Annotated in this window: 17 protein-coding genes; 5 read left to right on the forward strand and 12 right to left on the reverse strand. The window is 64.2% G+C overall.

The genetic code is table 11. The annotated features are described in order from the left end of the window. Positions 1-345: 345 nt before the first annotated feature. On the forward strand, positions 346-1284 hold the full coding sequence (locus NLF94_RS17265; protein ID WP_254838879.1) for an EamA family transporter: 939 nt from the start codon (positions 346-348) through the stop codon (positions 1282-1284). Between the two features lie 59 nt (positions 1285-1343). Here NLF94_RS17265 and NLF94_RS17270 read toward each other — a convergent pair whose 3' ends face one another. Next, on the reverse strand, positions 1344-2525 hold the full coding sequence (locus tag NLF94_RS17270) for a CaiB/BaiF CoA transferase family protein (protein ID WP_254838880.1): 1182 nt from the start codon (positions 2523-2525) through the stop codon (positions 1344-1346). Between the two features lie 140 nt (positions 2526-2665). Further along, complete coding sequence (locus NLF94_RS17275; protein ID WP_254838881.1) at positions 2666-3664, reverse strand: YeiH family protein; 999 nt, start codon at positions 3662-3664, stop codon at positions 2666-2668. 265 nt (positions 3665-3929) lie between these two features. On the opposite strand from NLF94_RS17275, the gene NLF94_RS17280 reads away from it, so the two are divergent. Continuing rightward, complete coding sequence (locus NLF94_RS17280) at positions 3930-4697, forward strand: IclR family transcriptional regulator (protein WP_254838882.1); 768 nt, start codon at positions 3930-3932, stop codon at positions 4695-4697. Positions 4698-4791: 94 nt separating this feature from the next. Here NLF94_RS17280 and NLF94_RS17285 read toward each other — a convergent pair whose 3' ends face one another. Further along, complete coding sequence (locus NLF94_RS17285) at positions 4792-5661, reverse strand: NmrA/HSCARG family protein (protein ID WP_254838883.1); 870 nt, start codon at positions 5659-5661, stop codon at positions 4792-4794. 161 nt (positions 5662-5822) lie between these two features. Between NLF94_RS17285 and NLF94_RS17290 the strand changes: the two genes are divergently transcribed. Continuing rightward, positions 5823-7181 (forward strand): NAD-dependent succinate-semialdehyde dehydrogenase, encoded by a 1359-nt coding sequence (locus NLF94_RS17290; protein ID WP_254838884.1) that lies wholly within the window; start codon positions 5823-5825, stop codon positions 7179-7181. A gap of 17 nt (positions 7182-7198) precedes the next feature. Here the strand turns inward: NLF94_RS17290 and NLF94_RS17295 are convergent, their stop codons facing one another. The 6 genes from NLF94_RS17295 to NLF94_RS17320 form a co-directional block, all read right to left on the reverse strand. Then, positions 7199-7525, reverse strand: a complete 327-nt coding sequence (locus tag NLF94_RS17295; protein ID WP_254838885.1) for a Rieske (2Fe-2S) protein — start codon at positions 7523-7525, stop codon at positions 7199-7201. A gap of 1 nt (position 7526) precedes the next feature. Continuing rightward, the gene (locus NLF94_RS17300; RefSeq protein WP_254838886.1) at positions 7527-8618 is read right to left on the reverse strand and encodes an amidohydrolase family protein; all 1092 of its coding nucleotides are present in this window, start codon (positions 8616-8618) and stop codon (positions 7527-7529) included. A 198-nt stretch (positions 8619-8816) separates the two neighbouring features. Beyond that, positions 8817-10181 (reverse strand): dihydroorotase, encoded by a 1365-nt coding sequence (locus NLF94_RS17305; protein ID WP_254838887.1) that lies wholly within the window; start codon positions 10179-10181, stop codon positions 8817-8819. Continuing rightward, positions 10178-10843 (reverse strand): isochorismatase family protein, encoded by a 666-nt coding sequence (locus tag NLF94_RS17310; RefSeq protein WP_254838888.1) that lies wholly within the window; start codon positions 10841-10843, stop codon positions 10178-10180. The genes NLF94_RS17305 and NLF94_RS17310 overlap by 4 nt, the downstream gene beginning before the upstream one ends. Before the next feature lie 83 nt (positions 10844-10926). Next, positions 10927-11931 carry an LLM class flavin-dependent oxidoreductase gene (locus NLF94_RS17315; protein WP_254838889.1) on the reverse strand — a complete coding sequence of 335 codons (1005 nt, stop codon included), beginning with the start codon at positions 11929-11931 and terminating at the stop codon, positions 10927-10929. Between the two features lies 1 nt (position 11932). Continuing rightward, on the reverse strand, positions 11933-12319 hold the full coding sequence (locus NLF94_RS17320) for a nuclear transport factor 2 family protein (protein WP_254838890.1): 387 nt from the start codon (positions 12317-12319) through the stop codon (positions 11933-11935). Between the two features lie 266 nt (positions 12320-12585). Here NLF94_RS17320 and NLF94_RS17325 point away from each other — a divergent pair, with 266 nt between their 5' ends. After that, positions 12586-14031, forward strand: a complete 1446-nt coding sequence (locus NLF94_RS17325) for an FAD-dependent oxidoreductase (RefSeq protein WP_254838891.1) — start codon at positions 12586-12588, stop codon at positions 14029-14031. 16 nt (positions 14032-14047) lie between these two features. On the opposite strand, the gene NLF94_RS17330 is transcribed toward NLF94_RS17325, so the two are convergent. The 3 genes from NLF94_RS17330 to NLF94_RS17340 all read right to left on the reverse strand — a co-directional run bounded on the left by NLF94_RS17330 (position 14048) and on the right by NLF94_RS17340 (position 16821). Next, on the reverse strand, positions 14048-14983 hold the full coding sequence (locus tag NLF94_RS17330) for an isocitrate lyase/PEP mutase family protein (protein WP_254838892.1): 936 nt from the start codon (positions 14981-14983) through the stop codon (positions 14048-14050). Positions 14984-15064: 81 nt separating this feature from the next. Then, positions 15065-15562: a LeuD/DmdB family oxidoreductase small subunit gene (locus NLF94_RS17335; protein ID WP_254838893.1), complete on the reverse strand. Its 498-nt coding sequence runs from the start codon at positions 15560-15562 to the stop codon at positions 15065-15067. A gap of 2 nt (positions 15563-15564) precedes the next feature. Further along, entirely contained in the window at positions 15565-16821 is a 1257-nt protein-coding gene (locus NLF94_RS17340; protein WP_254838894.1) for a 3-isopropylmalate dehydratase large subunit, read from the reverse strand. 206 nt (positions 16822-17027) lie between these two features. Between NLF94_RS17340 and NLF94_RS17345 the strand changes: the two genes are divergently transcribed. Further along, on the forward strand, positions 17028-18293 hold the full coding sequence (locus NLF94_RS17345) for a TRAP transporter substrate-binding protein (protein WP_254838895.1): 1266 nt from the start codon (positions 17028-17030) through the stop codon (positions 18291-18293). Positions 18294-18323: the final 30 nt, after the last annotated feature.

Genomic DNA, 18323 nt, shown 5'->3' on the forward strand with positions numbered 1-18323 from the left:
CCGGCGTCTCGACGGCTTTCAGTTTCCATCACCCTTCGCCGTGACCGATTGCAGTACTGGGCCGCCCGGCGGTTCTATTACACAGAGCCTTACTCGGCGGGTGTCGAAGGTGTAGGCGTCACTAGCCACCTGGGTCGTCGGGGAGTGCTACGCTCGGAACTGCTGTATCGTCCTGTACCAGCGGGCCGGGTCGTGGCGAACGCCGTACCCGGTGGCACTATATGGTAGTGGCAGGACTACCAGTACGACCGAACGGTTCACAGACCCCGAATAACATGACAGGACGCCTACCGTACCGACGGACGCCGACCGACCCGTTTTGGATCCGATCACAGGTATCGTATGGTGAATTCTGATTTCGCAGCGGTCGTGGCGATACTGTCCGCGGCCGCGATAGCCGGGCAAGCGTTGACGGTCGAACGGGCAATAACGAAATCCGCCGACCGAGACGGCGTCAGTCCGGTCTTCGGCGCAACACTGGTGAGCTTTCTCGTCACGGTTCCCATCCTCTGGAGCATCGCTCTCCTCCGGGGAATCCCGGTCGAAGCGCTGACAGTGTGGAACGTCGCCCCGTTCGCCGTCGCCGGTGCCGCGTTTCCGGCCGGCTCCCGTCTGCTGTACTACGAGGGTATCGACCGCGTCGGATCGAGCCTCGCAACCGCGATCCTGGCCACGGCCCCAGCCGTAGCCGCAGTGCTTGCAGTCCCGATACTGGGCGACGACGTTTCGGTGGTCGGTGGCGCAGGGCTCGTTGCCATCGTCGGCGGGTGTGCCCTCCTCCAGTCGGTGGGTGGAACGGCGCAACCCAGCCCATCGAAGACGGATCCGATCGTCGAGGCTGTGGCCGGCGCGACCTGGCGAGACGTACTGTTTCCGGCGCTGGCCGCAGCCATAGTCGGTGCCGCATACGTTCTCATCGACTTCGGCCTCCGGGACTTTCCCGACGCCGTCACCGCGAGCGCGATCAGCCAGACGGTAGCGGTGACCCTGCTCGGCCTGGGGCTGGTGGTTTCGCCCCGTGCCCGCAAAAGCTCGATGATCGACGGCTGGCGTATCATGGCCCTGCTGATGGTCTCGGGGGGGTTCGCCGCGATGGCCTGGGTCGGCCAGTTCGTGGCGTTGCAGTTCGGGACGGTCGCCGTGGTCGCACCGCTGGTGAACGTCTACCCCGTTCTGGTCCTGGCAGTCACCTACGTCGCTGCCCGTCAGGTTCCTCGCTCGCCGCGACTGTTGGTCGCCGTCGGGACCATCGTCGCCGGCGCAGCACTCCTGCAGGGGTTCTGACCCGTCTCTCGATTCGGGATTCACTCGAAAATAGATCGGTGCCGGCCCGAACGGGTGCTTCACTCGCCCATCAAATCGTCGACCGCGGCCTCGTCCATGACCTCGGACAGCACGGTCCGGGTGTGCTCACCGTGGACCGGCGGTTCGCTCACGTCACCGGATCGTAGCTCCGAGAACCCGACCGGAAACTCGACGAACGGCATATCGACACCGCCGAGGGTGAGGTCGCTCGTCGCCTCGCTCGCCCGGATTTGGGGTGTTTCGAAAACCTCTGCCGTATCGTTGACGGGCGCGGCAGGGACCGACGCCTCGCGGAGGCGTTCGAACCACGACTCGGCATCGTCCTGCACGAACACGTCGGCCAGTTCCGACGCGAGGGCCGCCCGGTTGGCGACTCGATCCGAATTCGTTTCGAACCGTGGATCCGCAGCGAGATCCGGCCTGTCCAGTGCCTCACACAGCGACAGCCAGGTACCCTGGCTACCGATGGCGAGCGCCAGCCAGCCGTCCTCGGTGTCGAAAACACGGTACGGGGCGAGCGACGGGTGGACGTTCCCCCTGCGCTGGTACGGCTCCCCGGTGGCGAACGTCCACCCGGCGCGCTCGGACAACCACGAGACGAGTCCCTCGAACATCGGGACGTCGATCCGCTGGCCACCGTGTCGGTCTACCGAGTGCAGGGCCGTGACGATTCCGATGACGGCGTACATTCCCGCGCATATGTCACCTATCGGGAGCCCGGAGCGGAGCGGCTGACCGTCCGACTCGCCCGTGATACTCATGCTCCCGCCGAGGGCCTGGACGACCATGTCGAATGCCGGAACGTCCTCGTACGGTCCCGGTCCGAACCCGGAGATGGAACAGTAGATCAGGTCGTCCGACAGTTCCGAGAGCGAATCGTAGCCGAGTCCCCACTCCTCCATCAGGCCCGCTCGATAGTTTTCGACGATCACGTCCGCATCCGCCGCGAGTCGCGCGAGGGCGTCGGCACCCTGAGGGGACGAGAGGTCGAGGACGACGCTGCGTTTTCCACGGTTCAGGGACGCGAAGTAGCTGGTCATCCCCGAATCGCCAACCGTCGGCTCGATCGCGCGCGTGATGTCCCCGGTTTCCGGGCGTTCGATCTTGATCACCGTCGCACCCATGTCGGCGAGCATCTGGGTGGCGAACGGACCCGAGAGCATCTGTGTACAGTCGATAACGCGAACGCCATCGAGGGGTCGTGAGCCGGGATCAGTCATGGAGAAGAGCACAGACCTCTGGGAGATAACTGCTTTGGTGGATGCGGGTGGCTGTCGCGGTACCGACCCCGGAATTCTCGCGTCGTTCGGCGGTGAGGTGGGTTCGACGTCGGACTGGATCGCCGGGCGACGGACCCTCGTCAGAAGAACAGACCGACCGCGAGATACGTGACCGAACTGACGAAGACGAGATAGAGCCCGACGACCGCGATCGGTGCAACGCCGGACTGCCGTATCTTCCGGAGTCGGATTTCGAATCCGAGGCCCGCAAAGGCCAACAGAAACAGTGCGTCGGACGCCAGCCCGATCGTATCGATCACGCGATCGGACAGCAATCCGCTGTTGGCCAGCACCGCGAGCAACACGAACCCGACCAGGAACTTCGGGAATTCGGCCCACAGTCGTCCGGTCGTCCCGACGGATCGGGACTGCGTTCGCTCGCGGTTCGCGTACAGTAGCGAGTAGAGAACTACCAGGATGCCGATCAGGGCGTTCCGCGAGAGTTTCGTCAGCATTGCCCACTGACCCGCAACCGTCGAATGGGCAAACCCCGCGGCGGCGACGGGGCCAGTAGAGAACATCGCGAGGCCGATCCAGATGCCGTACAGTTTGGCCTCGACCCCGAGGAGTCGGCCGATCGGGGGGAAGAGCACGAGCGTCAACACGTCGAACAGGAGGATCGTTGCAGCGGCGTGGGCGATCTGGGTGTCGTCAGCCTCGACGACCGGTGCGACGGCGGCGATCGCGGAGACGCCGCAGATGCTCGACCCGGCGGCCAGGAGGGACTCCAGTCGGTCGTTCAGGTGGGCGAACCGGGAGAGGCCCGTGACGACGACGACCCCGAGCGCGACGGTCCCGACGACGAGACCGATGAGGAGCGGACCCGCCGCGACGAGCGCACTCAGCGGGAGACTCGCACCGAGCAGGACGATCGCCGTCTCCAGAAACAACGGGTGTACGGCGATTCCGCGTTCGATTCCCTCGGGAATCGAGACGGTGTTCGAGACGACCGCCCCACCAGCGATGGCGAGGACGAGCGGTGTCAAAACCGGGAGTTTCGATCCGACGACCAGGGCCGCGCCTGCGACGATCACGAGAACGAGGATCCCTCCGAAGCGACCGATGATCGATCGCTTCATACGGCTGAGAGAGTCAGAATACAGCTCGCAATAAATGCCGCCAGCAGACACGCTTTCCAGCCCCGGTCCAACTCCTCGATCACCTCATATAGAGCAGCTACCTCCATCGGAGTAGCGTTCATCCAGTGCGGTAAATACGTCTTCGATATCGGTGCTTGTTGCTCGTTTCTGCCGTGTGGCTTCCCCACCGCTCCCCGCACCGACCGCCACCCGAGCCCGATTCACTCTGCGTGAACTTTATATGTAATCGCCGTATTTTGTCGGTATGGACTCGAAAACCTCATCGAAAACCGTCCAATCGACGGTGAAATCCTTCGAGATCGTCGAATGTCTCCACGAACTCGACGGCGGTCGCGTCTCGGAGATAGCCGAGCGGCTCGGAGTCGCCAGAAGCACCGTTCACAGCCACCTCGCGACGATGAAGTCGCTCGGGTATCTGGTGCAGGAGGGCGACATCTACTATCTCAGCTCCCGGTTCATCGACCTGGGCCGCTACGTGCAGGGCCGAAAACGGGTGTACGAACTCGCTGGCCCCCAGGTCGAATCACTGGCCGAGCAAACGGGCGAACTCGTGCAGTTCGCCATCGCAGAGCACGGACGAGCCGTGTACATCCACCGCAGCGCGGGCGACCAGGCCGTTGCGACGGACGCCGACGACAGTCATCGGGTCTTCCTGCACGCGACGGCGGCCGGCAAGTGCCTCCTCTCGTTCATGCCCCGCGAGGACGTCGAGTCGATCATCGAGGAGACCGGGCTCCCGCAGCTCACCGGGTCGACCACCACGGACCGCGCGTCGCTATTCGAGGAACTGTCCCGGATACGAGAACGCGGATTCGCCTTCAACGAAAGCGAGCGTATCAATGGCCTGCGAGCCGTCGGCGTCCCGGTATTCGACCAGGACCGGACGCTCCTCGGATCGATCAGTGTGGCTGGCCCGGAACATCGTATCCAGGGCGACTACTACAGGGAGGAGCTACCCAGACTGCTGAACGGTGTCGCAAAGGAACTCGGGATGAACGTCACCTACGCCTGAGCGCACCACCGGCCATCGGGCCGTGACGGCGACTTGCCGACGGCCCCCTGCCGGAACCCCACCGCGCTGGTACTCGGCGTTCGGCGCGCCGGATTCAGCGCTCTCCCCATCCCCGTCGCCGGAGACACCCCTCGAGATCGGTGAGTGAGACGGGGTGTTCCCGCTCGAGTGCCGCAATATCCACGTCGTAGCCGTGTTCGTTGAACCAGACGTGCATGTCGGCGTGGACGTCGTCGACCTCGGTTCGTGCCGCCTCGATCGGGAGGCTCACCGGTTCGACGCGGTGCCCGAGGACCGACCCGAAGACCCGGGCGGCGCTCTCGAGCGTCCGCTCGTCACCGGCGAGTTCGATTGCGGTGTCCACGTAGCGGTCCGGGTCGGCGAACGCGGTCGCCGCGAACGCACCGATGTCCGCCACGTCGATCAGCTGTAGTCGGACGTCCGGCTGGATAGGTAACGGGAGCCGTCCGTTCTCTATCTCCGGTCGCAGTCCCTCGAAGTTCTGCATGAAGTAGGTCGGCCGGAGGAACGTCGCCGGAAGGCCGAGGTCCCGGATGCGGTCCTCGACGGCCCGCTTGGACTCGAAGTTGGCCAGCCCGGTGTCGGTCTCCACGCTCGCGACCGAGCTATACACGAACTGCTCGACGCCCACCTCGGCTGCGACTTCGGCGACGTTTACACCCTGTTCGACCTCGACGTCGTGGCCCCCGGCCCGGAACACCGTGACACAGAAGACGGCATCGACGGGTTCGAGCGCCGCTCGAAGCGACGACCGACGCAGTAGGTCGCCCTCGACGACGTTGGCACCCGCCTCGGCGAGGGCGGTTGCGGCGTCCGACTCCGGCGACCGGGTCAATGCGTCGACCTCGAACGTCCGGCCACCCGTCCCCGCGAGCAGGTGGCGGGCGGTCGCCCCGCCCTGCTTGCCGGTGGCGCCAACGACGAGTACGCGTTCAACACTCATCGGCTTGCTGTGCGTGGTGGCGATGTATAACTGCACGGGTTTGACCGGGGGGCCCCGACCAGCCCGCGGGAAGGCGTACGAGTGTCGATTCGGTGATCGTGTACTGCGAACATCAAATAGTATAAGTCGTGAGGCTACCTCGTCGGAAACGGCCGATACGTATGAAAAGCCGGAACCCAGCGACAGGAGAACTCCTGGAGGAGTACGACACCCACGAGGACACTGTCGCGGAAATCCTGAAAGGTGCAGAGGACCGCTTTCTCGAGTGGCGCAACAGGGACATCAGCGACCGACGGCGGTTGGTCGGGTCGCTCGCCGACATCCTGCGGGACAACGAGACCCGCTACGCGGAGTTGATGACGGCCGAGATGGGCAAGCCGATCACGCAGGCGCGAGCGGAGGTGCAGAAGTGCGCGTGGGGGTGTGAGTTCTACGCCGAACGGGCCGGCGAGTTCCTGCAGGACCGCCACGTCGGGACGGTCCCCGACGCGAAGACCTACGTCGCCCACGAACCGCTCGGCCCGGTCCTCGCGGTAATGCCGTGGAACTTCCCGTTCTGGCAGGTGTTTCGCTTCGCGGCGCCTGCCCTTGCGGCCGGCAACACCGCGTTGCTGAAACACTCGTCGAACGTGCCGGGGTGTGCGCTCGCTATCGAGGAGGTGTTCGAAGAGGCCGGGTTCCCGGAGGGATGCTTCTCGACGCTGCTCGTAGACTCGGCCAGCGTGTCGGAAATCGTCGAGAACGACCGTGTCCCGGCAGTCACGCTCACCGGCAGCGAGTACGCCGGGCGGTCCGTCGCCGAGACGGCCGGCCGGAACCTCAAAAAGTGTGTGCTCGAACTCGGGGGGAGCGATCCGTACGTCGTCCTCGACGACGCGGACGTAGCCGACGCGGCGGCGACCGGTGCGATGGCTCGCAACCAGAACTCCGGGCAGTCGTGTATCGCCGCGAAGCGGTTCATCGTCGTCGAAGAGGTGTACGACGAATTCCTGGACGCGCTCGCGGCGGAGGTGGAGTCACTCCAGGTCGGGGACCCGACCGACGAGGCGACCGACGTCGGGCCGCAGGCGAGCGAGGCGTTACTGCAGGAGCTCCACCAGCAGGTCGAGGCGAGCGTGGACGCGGGAGCGACCGTCGTGACCGGCGGCGAACCGCTCGAAGGCGAGGGCGCGTTCTACCCGCCGACGATACTCGCGGACGTTCCGGAGGCGTGTCCTGCGCGGAACGAGGAGCTGTTCGGACCCGTCGCTGCCGTCTTCGAAGTCGCCGACGCGGAGGCGGCCGTCGAGCTGGCGAACGACACGAGGTTCGGTCTCGGGGCGAGCGTGTGGACGGCGGATCGTGAGCGGGGCGAGAGACTCGCGCGACGCATCGACGCCGGCTGCGTATTCGTCAACGAGATGGTCAAGTCCGATCCCCGGTTGCCGTTCGGCGGCGTCAAGGACTCCGGGTTCGGACGAGAGCTCTCCAGGGACGGTATTCTGGAGTTCGTCAATCGCAAAACCGTCTGGATCGAGTGATGACTGACCGCGACTGATTACTGCATCAGGACGTAAACGTCCTCGTCCTCGACGACGGTTTCGACCTGCGGCAGCCGCTTTGCGAGGTCGCCACCGAACGGGTTCGTCCCGCCCTCGAGGTCGAACTCCCACCCGTGCCACGGACAGATCACCTTCTTGTTCTCGACGTCGAGTTTCCCCTCGACAACCGGACCGAGCTGGTGTGGACAGACGTTGCGAAAGGCGTACACCGTCTCGTCGTCCTCCGATCGGTACAGGAGTAGTTTCTTGTCGTCGACCGTCACGCGCTGTGGGCCCTCCGCGAGGTCTCGGACGGAGGTGGCGAGGTGTTTTTCCCGGGCCATGTCACAGTCTGAATGCGCGACGTGCGTTCTCGTGATAGACCTTCGACCAGTGCTCTTTCGGGAACAGCTCCTGAACGATGGTCGGTGAGTCGAAGTCCCAGTGTGGCCAGTCCGTGGCGAACAGGAGCCGATCCCAGCCGCCGGCCAGTTCGGCGAGATACTCGACGTTCGCCGTCTCCTCGATGGGCTGGGAAACGGCGTAGAACTGGTCCTGGAAGTACTCGGACGGGAGCTTCTCGAGCAGTGGTGCCTCGTTACGGCGTGCCAGGAACTCCTTGTCGAGCCGGTAGATGTACGGCAGCCAGCCCAGTCCGGCTTCCATCGTGATGAAGTCGAGATCCGGGAACTTCGCCGGGACGCCCCGACAGATGATGCTCGTGATCTGGGTCATCTGCTGGAACGGGTGGCTCAGTGCGTGCACCTCGAGGAACTTGTGGAAATAGTCCGTCTGGAGCGGGAACTTCGAGTGCGTCGTCGCCGCACCGTGCAACGCGACCGGGAGGTCGTGCCGTTCTGCGGCCTCGTATATCGGGTCGTAGCGTTCGTCGCCGAGCGCCTTCTCCGGCCCGACCGGATTGAGGAACACGCACGCCATGTCGTCCTCGTGTGCGTGATCGTCGATCAGGTCCGCACCGACCTGTGGGTCCTGGACGGGGACGAAGATCCCGCTCTTGAACACGTCCGATTCGTCGAGCCAGACGTCGATGATGTACTCGTTGTAGGCACGGGCGAGGGCGTTGGCGACGTCACGGTTACCGAACAGGCCGTGATAGAGGTTCTTGGTCGGAGAGAGGATCGCCATGTCGAGGCTGAGATCCTCCATGACCTGTGCCTCGTCCTCGGGGCCGCGAACCGTCGCGTAGCCCGCGCGGCCGCCGGCCGACCGGTCCCAGCCGTCCCACGGATAGTCGAAGTACTCGCTTTCGATGTAGCTTTTCGCTTCCCCGTCTTCGACGTACGGAAGCATATCGTCGACCGTTTCACGGATGTGTGCGTCGCAGTCGATCACCTCCTCGTCGATGTCGATCTTCGTTTCCGGGCCACCCTTCAGGATCGCCTGACTACTGGCGTCGTTGCTTGCTCTGTCGGCCATACGGTGACTCCGTTTGTAGCGACCGTATTTATTTCTGTGTATCGGTGTAAGCTGGGACCCCGACGCGGTGTGGTCGACTCCCCCGGTCACCGCCGAGGTGCCGCCTCCTCGAGCATACACGAGAGCGAAGCTGCAGTTCCCGCGACGCCAGTTCGAACCCGACCGGGCGGTCGGCAGAACCCGACCGACCTGCCACGTTCAGACCGGACGGCGGATGTACTCTCCGTGCCCCGCCTCGCCCACGACCTCGCCGTCCTCGTAGGCGACCTCGCCGCGGACGATCGTCTGGGTCGGCCAGCCCGTGACCGACATCCCCTCGTAGGGCGTGTAGTCACAGCCGCTCTGCAACAGTTCGGTCGTGACGGTCTTGGTTTCGTCGAGGTCGACGACCGCGAGGTCGGCGTCGCTCCCGACGCGTATCGTTCCCTTCTTGGGGAACACGTTCCAGGCTTTTGCCGTGTTCGTGCTCGTCACTTCGACGGCGCGCTCCAGCGAGATGCGGCCCTCGTTGACGCCCTCCGACAGGATCAACGGCAGCATCGTGGTCGTTCCGGGGAACCCCCACAGCGAGTCCCAGATGTCGTCCCCGATCTTCTCGTCGGTGTCGTTCGGACAGTGGTCGGTCCCGATGCAGCTTATCGTCCCGTCGGCCACCCGTTCCCAGAGCACCTCCTGGTGGCGCTCGTCCCGCACCGGCGGGTTGACCTTCGCGCGGTCGTCGGCTTCGCTCGTCGTCAGCGCCAGGTAGTGCGGACACGTCTCGCCGGTCGTGCGATAGCCGGCCTCCCGGAGCGCCGCGATCTCGTTTGCCGTCTCCTTCGAGCTAATGTGGACCGCATAGAAGCTGTCGTCGTAGTCGTGTTGGCGCGTAAGTGCGCTGCCGGCGACCATGCTCTGGGCCTCCGCTCGCCCCGGGAACGCATCGACCAGTGACGCGTACTCGTCGCGGCCCGACGCCTTCTCGTGTTCTTTCAGTGGGGTCGTGATCTCGGCGTTCTCGGAGTGGTACGCGAGGGTCGTCGATTCCTCTCTGGCCGCCAATCGGGCGACGAAATCGTCGATACGGCCGTCGAATATGGAGCCGTCCTCCGGGCCCTCGCCGTCCTTCCGGACCGGGAACCACTTGAAGGTCGTGACGCCCCACTCCTCGATGGCGCGGTCGACCATCGAGACATCGGGTATCGAGGTGGGGTCGAGCGTCAGGAAGTAGTCGTGGTAGTAGCGGCCCTCGGCCTCCTCGAGGTACGTGGGCACGAACTCGTCCCAGAGTCCGCGCTGGAACGAGAGCATGACCCCGACAGTCGTGACGCCACCGACGAGGTCGGAGCGAGACTCGGCGATAGCGTCCGTCGTGAACTCCCTGTAGATGCCGTGGTGGGTGTGCGGATCGATCGCCCCCGGGAGGACGTACTTTCCAGTCGCGTCGACTTCGGTGTCACCGCCGAGGGTTCCGGGAGCGGCTACGTTCGAAACGACGCCGTCGTCGGCCGCGATGTCGGCCTCGAACCGTCCCTGTTCCGGGGTGACGACGGTCCCGTTACTGACGACGAGGTCGTGACTCATGCGACCTCCTCGAGGTACGTTTCGGCCTCGCTTCGATCGACGACCTCGGCGTACTTCATCCAGAGGTCCAGCAGCGCGATCTTGTGAGAGGCCTCGATGCGGTCGAAGACGCACTCGGTCGGAACGACGACGTCGAAGCCGTACTGTTTTCCGTCGATCGCCGTCGCCCGAACACAGCCGCTCGTCGAGTTACCCACGACGATGATCGTGTCGATCCCGTCCCGGACGAGCCGCGACACCAGATCGGTCCCGAAGAACGCACTCGCGTAGGACTTGTCGAGTACGAGGTCGTCCTCCTCGGGTGCGATGGGATCGACGATACGGAGGTCGTCGTGGTCCGGATCGTCGTAACTCTCCGGGATGACTCGCGTGTAGGTGATCGGCACGTCGCTCTCGCGGGCACTGTCGAGGAACGGGGCGATGTCGTCGAGAGCGTCGTGGGCGACCGAACCCATCGAGGAGCTGTTGAACTCCTGGATCGACTCGAGTATCGGTACGTCGTCACCGACGATGAATCGCTGCATGTCGATGACGAACACCATCGGGTTGTCGCCGAGTCCCCGCGACTCCCAGACCTTCGCGCCTTCCTCGTCGTAGCCGCCCTTCGTGATGACCTGTTGGTCGCGCTCGGTGAGCAGATCCTCCCAGATTCGTGTAGTCATTGTAGTTCGGGTCCAACGGTACGGACACGCAGTCGGATATTAAATCTTGGCGTGCGGGACGTTTCCCCCGGTCCTGAACCGACCTATTCGGGAGCGAGTGCCTCGTACGTTTCCTCGACGAGCGCCGGATCACCACCGGCGGGCCGAATAATCGGCATGTTCACCCCGGCATCGCGGAGCGTCTGGAGTTTGTCGGCCGCCTCCCGAGGCGTGCCGACGACCGCGACGATGTCGAGATACTCCTCGGAGATGGCGGTCGCAGCGGCGTCGAGACTCGAGGCGTTCCTGGCGGCCTCGACGTCGTCTTCGAACCCCGATTCCACCGCCACCCGATCGTAGTAGCCCGGAATGGACCGGAAGTAACGAGCGACGTGCTTTGCGGCAACCTGGCGGGCGTGCGCCGGATCCTCGGAGACCGCCCCGAGCACGTACATCGCCACGTCGATATCACCGATATCCCGACCGGCACGTTCGGCTCCCTCCGCGAGCCACGACTGCGCTTCGTCGAGTTTCTCGCGGGGATAGAGGTTCGGAAGCCAGCCGTCCGCGTACTCTCCCGTCAGACGGACGTTACCCGGACCGAGAGCCGCATTGTAGATCGGTATCTCGCCGCGCGTCGGCTCGAAGGACTCCCAGAAGCTGGCTCGACCGGGCGAGTAGAACTCCCCGTCGAACTCCTCGCCGGACCCCGCGAGGTACTTTCGTATCAGCGTGATGTATTCGACCATGCGTGGGAGCGGCCTGTCGAACTCCATTCCGTGGAACTCCTCGACGACGCCGGGATGGGCCACGCCGAGGCCGAGGATGGCGCGGCCGTCGGAATGCTCGTCCAGCGTCGCTATGCCCTGCGCGATCGCCGCGGGGCTGCGGGAGAACACGTTGACGATACCCGTCGCCAGTCGGATCCGGTCCGTGACGGTCGCCCACCGTTCCAGTTTGCCGAACGCGGTCTTTCCCTGTCCCTCTGCCGCCCAGACGCTGTGGTAGCCCAACTCCTCGACGCGCTGGACCAGGTTCATGTCGTCGTCGAGCGCGATGGAAACGCCCAAACGCTCCTCGCCGTCCCCGGTGTCGGATTCGTCGACCATCTCAGGCACCCGGTTCGACGATTCCCTCGGAGGCGAGGTCGTTCCAGATGTCGAGACGCGTTATCTCGCCATCGCTGACCGAGTAGACGTCGATGTAGCGGACGTCGGAGAACGCATCACCGTCGTTATTTACCCCGTAAAGACGCCCGATACTTGCTACCTCCGACCCCGACTGGATCCATCGGTCGAACTCCTTGTCGACCCACTCGAGCCGCTGACCGACCGCCTCGACGAACTCTTCGGCCGCAGTGTCGCCGACGAACGTCCGCCCCGGCCGTGTTATTACCGCCCGGTCCGCGAACAGTTCGCCGACGGTCGCCTGCGTTTCGGGGTCGCTCATCCGCTCGAAGAACTCCTCGACGACGGCTCTCGGATCTGACTCCGTCATGGGTATCGATTCGAGATGGAAACGGCATAAGCGTTTGTGTCAGCTACCCACCGCTGAAGCGGTGGGCTTGTCGGTGGACTCCCGTTCAAACTCCAAACTGGAGTGGACACTGGACGTGTCGCTCACGTTCAACGTCCCCGACGTGATCGGGACGACCCGGTATCCGCGGCAGGAATCCTGGCAACTCCGTTGCACGCGGCGGCGGTCTCGGGGGTACACCGAGTGGCCGCAGTAATTTTATGCGAGTCGGTTCCATAGCCGACCGCATGAGTGCCGATACACGAGTAGACCAGCGGACACTGGAGGACGAGACGACGGAGGTCGTTCCTGCCTCGGAGGTATCCTGGGACGTAGAGACCGACGTACTGGTCGCCGGGGCCGGCGGTTGTGGGCTCGTCGCGACGCTGGCAGCGTCCGAGAACCCGGACCTCCGGGTGACGCTGCTGGAAAAGACCGGCGAGCCCGGCGGCAACACCGAACTTTCGACCGGCATGATCCCAGCGGCCGGAACACGGTTCCAGCGAGCGGCCGGGATAGCGGAAGCGCCGAACGACATGGCGCAGGACATTCTCGAGAAGAACGACTACGAGGCCGACGAGGATATCGTCCAGCACCTCTGTGAGGAGAGCCGCGCGCTCGTCCACTGGCTGGTCGACGAGTGGGACGTCTCCCTCCACTTCGTGGACGACTTCCGCTACCCGAAACAGTCCGAGTTCCGCATGCACGCACCGCCGGGACGAAAAGGTGCCAACCTGGTCGGAGAACTCGTCGACCGCGTCGATGCACAACCGAACGCGGAACTGCTCACCAACACGCCGATCAGACAGCTCGTGGCCGAGGACGGAGCGGTGACTGGCGTCATCGCCGGCAAGCGTCACAGAGAGGCGATCAAGGCTCGAAAGGTCGTCCTGGCGACCAACGGCTTCGCCGGGAACAAGCGGATGATCGACGAGTGGTGTCCCGAAATCGAGGACGCGCTGTACTTCGGCGCGGACGGGAACACGGGTGACGGGATCAGGATGGGGGCCGAACTCGGCGGTGACCTCGCCTGCATGGACGCTTACCAGGGGTTCGCCAGCGTAATCCAGGGGGTCGGTATCCACTCGACGTACGCCGCGATCATGAAGGGCGGAATAATGATCAACGCCGACGGCGAGCGGTTCGGTGACGAATCACGCGGCTACTCGGCGTTCGCCGTCGACGTGCTCAGACAGCCGAACGGCGTGGCGTACAAACTGTTCGATCAGGAGATCTTCGACGAACTGGCGGGGCAGTTCGACGACTTCGACGAGGCAGTTGAACTGGACGGCTACGAGCGAGGTGAGAGCGTCGAGGCGCTCGCGGACCGCTTCGAGTTCGACGCGGAGACGGCGAGGGAGACCCTGGAGACATACAACGAGGCGGCAGCCAGCGGCGGCCCCGACACGACGGGACGGACGGACGGCCTCAAGCCGCTGTCACCGCCACTCTACGGAGCGGAGGTCACCGGCGCGCTCTTTCACACGCAGGGCGGCCTGGTCGTGGACGAACACGGACAGGTACTTCGAGAGGACGACAGTGTGGTCGAGAACCTCTACGCCGGGGGTGGAACGGCCGTGGGGATCAGCGGCCACGGCGCCGGTGGCTATCTCAGCGGGAACGGTCTGACGACCGCCCTCGGGTTCGGGAAGTTAGCGGGCGACCACGCCCGCGAAGCGTTGTCGAACGAGTAAACGAGCGGGAGGCTCGCTACTGGTCGCCCGGTGCTTCGCCGAGTGAATCGTCGTACTTTTCCTCCTCTTCGGCGGGCAGGTACCGCTCCTCCCACTCGACGACCTCCGGGAACCCGGCGAACTGGTGGAACGAACCGATCGGGAGCTCCTCGAACTCGGCGTACAGTTCCTCGACCGCGCTGGAGCCCTCCGTCAGAACCCGTTCGACCCACTGGTGGAGACCGAGGATCGTCGCCCGGGTCGAGACACCGGGATAGATGACGACGTCGAACCCGTAGTCCTCCAGCGTCTCGGCGTCGAGCATGGGCGAGATGCCGGTACAGTTGTACAGCAACGGGGCGTCGACCCGTTCGCCGATTTCCCGGACCTCCGCTTCGTCGACCGGTCCTTCGACGAACGCGACGTCGGCACCGGCCTCACAGTAGGCATTGACACGCTCGATAGCCTCGTCGAGGGACCCGTCGGTCGCGCCGCGCGCGTCGGTTCGACCGATGACGAGCACCGACTCGTCGCGTTCGTCGCGGACGTCCGCAGCGGCGGCGAACTTCCCGGCGGCCTCCTCGGTCGGAACTAGCTGGCGCCCCTTGACGTGGCCACACCGCTTGGGAAAGCTTTGGTCCTCTATCTGTACGGCACCGACACCCGCTTTGATGAACTCCCGCATCGTGCGGATGACGTTCGTCGCGTTGCCGAACCCGTTGTCGGCGTCCGCGATGACGGGGACATCGACGCGTTCCTGTATCGCGGCCGCGTTGTCCACCATCTCCGGCATCGTGATGAACCCGGCGTCGGGATAGCCCGTCCGGGACAGGGACGTCCCGTAGCCGGTCATGTAGATCGCCTCGAAGTCCAGGCGGTCCTCGACGGCGGCCGTGAGTGGGTCGTGGGCACCGGGACAGACCAGTATCTCCTCGCGCTCTACCAGTTCTCGCAGGTTCGTTGAATCAGCCATCGCCTCGTAGGTGGCAAACGGCGATGATAAATATGTCGCCACTGGACGCCCCGCTCGGTACCACCTCGGGTGGGGTGGAACTCAGTCGGTTTTGAGCCCCTCCGGATGTCTCCGGTAGTGTTCGCGCAGCCCACCGACCTCGAACACTTCCTGGATCTCCTCGGGGATGGACTCACAGGAGCCCTCTTCGCCGGTGTCGCAGTTCCTGACCCGACCCTCGTCGAGGTCGACCTCTATCTCGTCGCCGTCAGCGACGAAGTCGGTGACGCCAGGGCAGGAGACGACGGGCAGTCCCCAGGCGATGCTGTTCCGGTAGAAGATGCGGGAGAACGACTCGGCGACGACGACACCGACACCTGCGGCCTGCAGTGCAGCGGCAGCGCTCTCCCGGCTGCTGCCGGAGCCGAAGTGGCTCCCGGCGACGACGATGTCACCGGGTTCGAACTCGTCGGTGAACTCCGGACGGATCGGCTCGAAGACGTGTTCGGCCATCACGTCGAACGACTCCCCGAAGTAGTCGCTCGGCGTGATGAGGTCAGTGTTGATCTCGTCACCGAAGACGAAGGCACGGCCTCGCATGCTCACACCTCCCTCGGGTCGGTGATACGACCCGTGATGGCCGAGGCCGCGGCGGTTCGGGGACTCGAGAGGTAGATGTCGGAGGAGTCACTCCCCATGCGGCCCTGGAAGTTCCGGTTCTGTGCAGCCAGACACACCTCGTCGTCACCGAGAACGCCCATCCCCATGCCGATACAGGCACCGCACGTCGAGTTCGTCACCACGGCCCCGGCCTCGTTGAATACGCGAACGAGTCCCGCCTCGTCGGCGCGCGAGTAGATCTCTCGAGACGCGGGCGTGATGATGAACCGAGTCCCGTCGGCGACCTCGTTGCCTTCGAGTACCTCTGCAGCAGCGAGGAGGTCCTCGTACTTGCCGTTCGTACAGGAGCCGACGAACACCTGATCGAGTTCCGTCCCCTCGACGTCGTCGACATCGACGACGTTGGCGACCTTATGGGGGGTTGCGACCTTCGGCTGGAGGTCACTCGCGTCGAGACGATACGTCTCCAGGTACTCGGCATCAGGATCCGCGTGCCGGGGTGTGTACGGCTCGTCGGTGCGCGAGTCGACGTACTCGGTCACTTTCTCGTCGATCGGTGTGAACCCGAACTTCGCGCCCAGTTCGATGGACATGTTCGAGAGGACGAACCGGTCGTCGAGCGACAGCCGCTCGATGGCCGGGCCGGTGTACTCGATGGCCTTGTAGCGTGCCACGTCGGTCCCGTACGTGCCGGCGATGTGGAGGATGAGGTCTTTCGCGTCGACGGCGTCGCCGAACTCCCCGTCCACATCGAACCTGATCGTCTCGGGAACCCGGAACCAGGTCTGTCCGGTCGCGTACACGTACGCCATATCAGTGTGGCCGATACCGGTCCCGGCGGCGCCGAACGCACCGTGACTCGTAGTGTGTGAGTCCGTCCCCACGAGGAGTTCACCCGGGCGTACATGGCCGTTCTCGACGAGCACCTCGTGACAGATCCCCGTCCCGACCTCGTAGAAGTTCTCGATGCCCTGCTCCTCGACGAACTCCCGGATGCGGGATTTCTGGTTTGCGTCCTCGATGGTGTGCGACGGGGCGACGTGGTCCATCGGACAGACGATCCGGGAGGGGTCCCACACCTCCTCGACGCCCATCTCCTCGAGGTGGCCGATGACCCCCTCGGTCCCGAGGTCGTGAGACATCGCCATATCCACATCGCAGACGAGGTGATCGCCCGGTTCGGCAGTTTCCACCCCGGCCGCGTCGGCCAGAATTTTTTCCGCTATTGTCGATCCCATAGCGGATAGGGCACGTCGACTCACATAAAGATAGTTACTGTGAGGGACGTCGGATCGTCCGTTCGACAAGAATGACCCATTTTCGTCAACAAATTGATTTCCCGGAGATCATCGAGCCGTATCCCGTCAATAGTTTTATTATGTCCCCCTCAATTGTCTGCACATAGCATTTGACCATGCCTAAGGATACTACAAACCGGCGTGTAATGTTGAAGCGACTCGGTACCGGACTGACCACGGGCGCGTTGATCGGTATGGCGGGGTGTACCGGCAACGGCAATGGAAACGGGACCGGGAACGGCAACGGCAATGGAAACGGCAACGGCAACGGGAACGGCAACGGCAATGGCAACGGCAACGGGGGTCAATCCATCGAGTGGCGCCACGGAACCGGGTTCTCGGAGGCCGGGAACAACAAGGACGCCACCGACCCATCGCATCTCTGGGAGCTGAGCCGCCGGCTCGAGGAGTCGACCGACGGGCGAATCAGTATGCAGGTGATCGGTCAGGGCGAGATCTGTGGGTTCGCGGACTGTGGGGAGAAACTCCAGGCTGGCGTCGTAAACTCGGCGTCCTCGTCGCCGGCTAACTCCCACAAGCAGTGGCCGCCGCTGCACTTCTGGGTGATGCCGTACCTGTTCCCGGGGGACAACATCGCATCGATAAACGCGACCATGTTCTCCGAACAGCTCTGGGAGGAGTACTGGGTCCCGTTCGCACAGCAGTACGGCGTCCTGCCGTTTCTGCCCGAGGAGGGGCAGTTCCGCTGTGTATTTATCGGGACCGACGCAGCATCGGGCGTGGATGGGCGCATCCGTCTTCCGGAACAGATCGAGGACATGGACATCCGAAGAACGTTCAGTCGGATGTCCGCCCAGGCCATCAGTTCGTGGGGTGCCAACCCGGTCGAAATCGCCTTCGCCGACACGCTGCAGGGAATGCAGACCGGTGTCGTCGACGGGATGGAAATATGGCCGACGGCGCACGCCGCGTTCGGATTCCCCGAGGCGACCGCCCAGGCGGTCATCAACAACTGGGCGATGGGTATCGAGCCGAACTGGATTCGAGTGGACTTCCTCCAGCAGTTTTCGGAGGAAGACCTCCAGATGCTGGGCGAGGAAACCAAGGCGCTCTCCGAGGAGTGGGTGCGGGGAACCGACGAGTTCAACGAGCAGCGCGCCGGCGTCTCGGACCCGCCGCCGTCCGGCTCGAAGTACGCCGAGAACGACGTCACGGTCAACATACTCGACGACGACGAGCTACAGGCCTGGCAGGGCGAACTCGATCTCAAGGACAACCCCGACCAGTACTCGCAGGTGTACGAGGAGACGGAGCGACTCGACGCCATCGACGATGGACAGGCGTTCATCAACATGGTCTACGAGAAGGCCCGCTCCAGCAGCACCCCGACGACGACGGACGACTTCACGTACGACGTCTGGTGGCACGACTACCTCGACGAAATCCTGTAAGCGTTTTCAACGTTCGTCGTACAGATTATA

This window comes from Natronomonas marina (assembly GCF_024298905.1).
GTDB lineage: Archaea > Halobacteriota > Halobacteria > Halobacteriales > Haloarculaceae > Natronomonas > Natronomonas marina.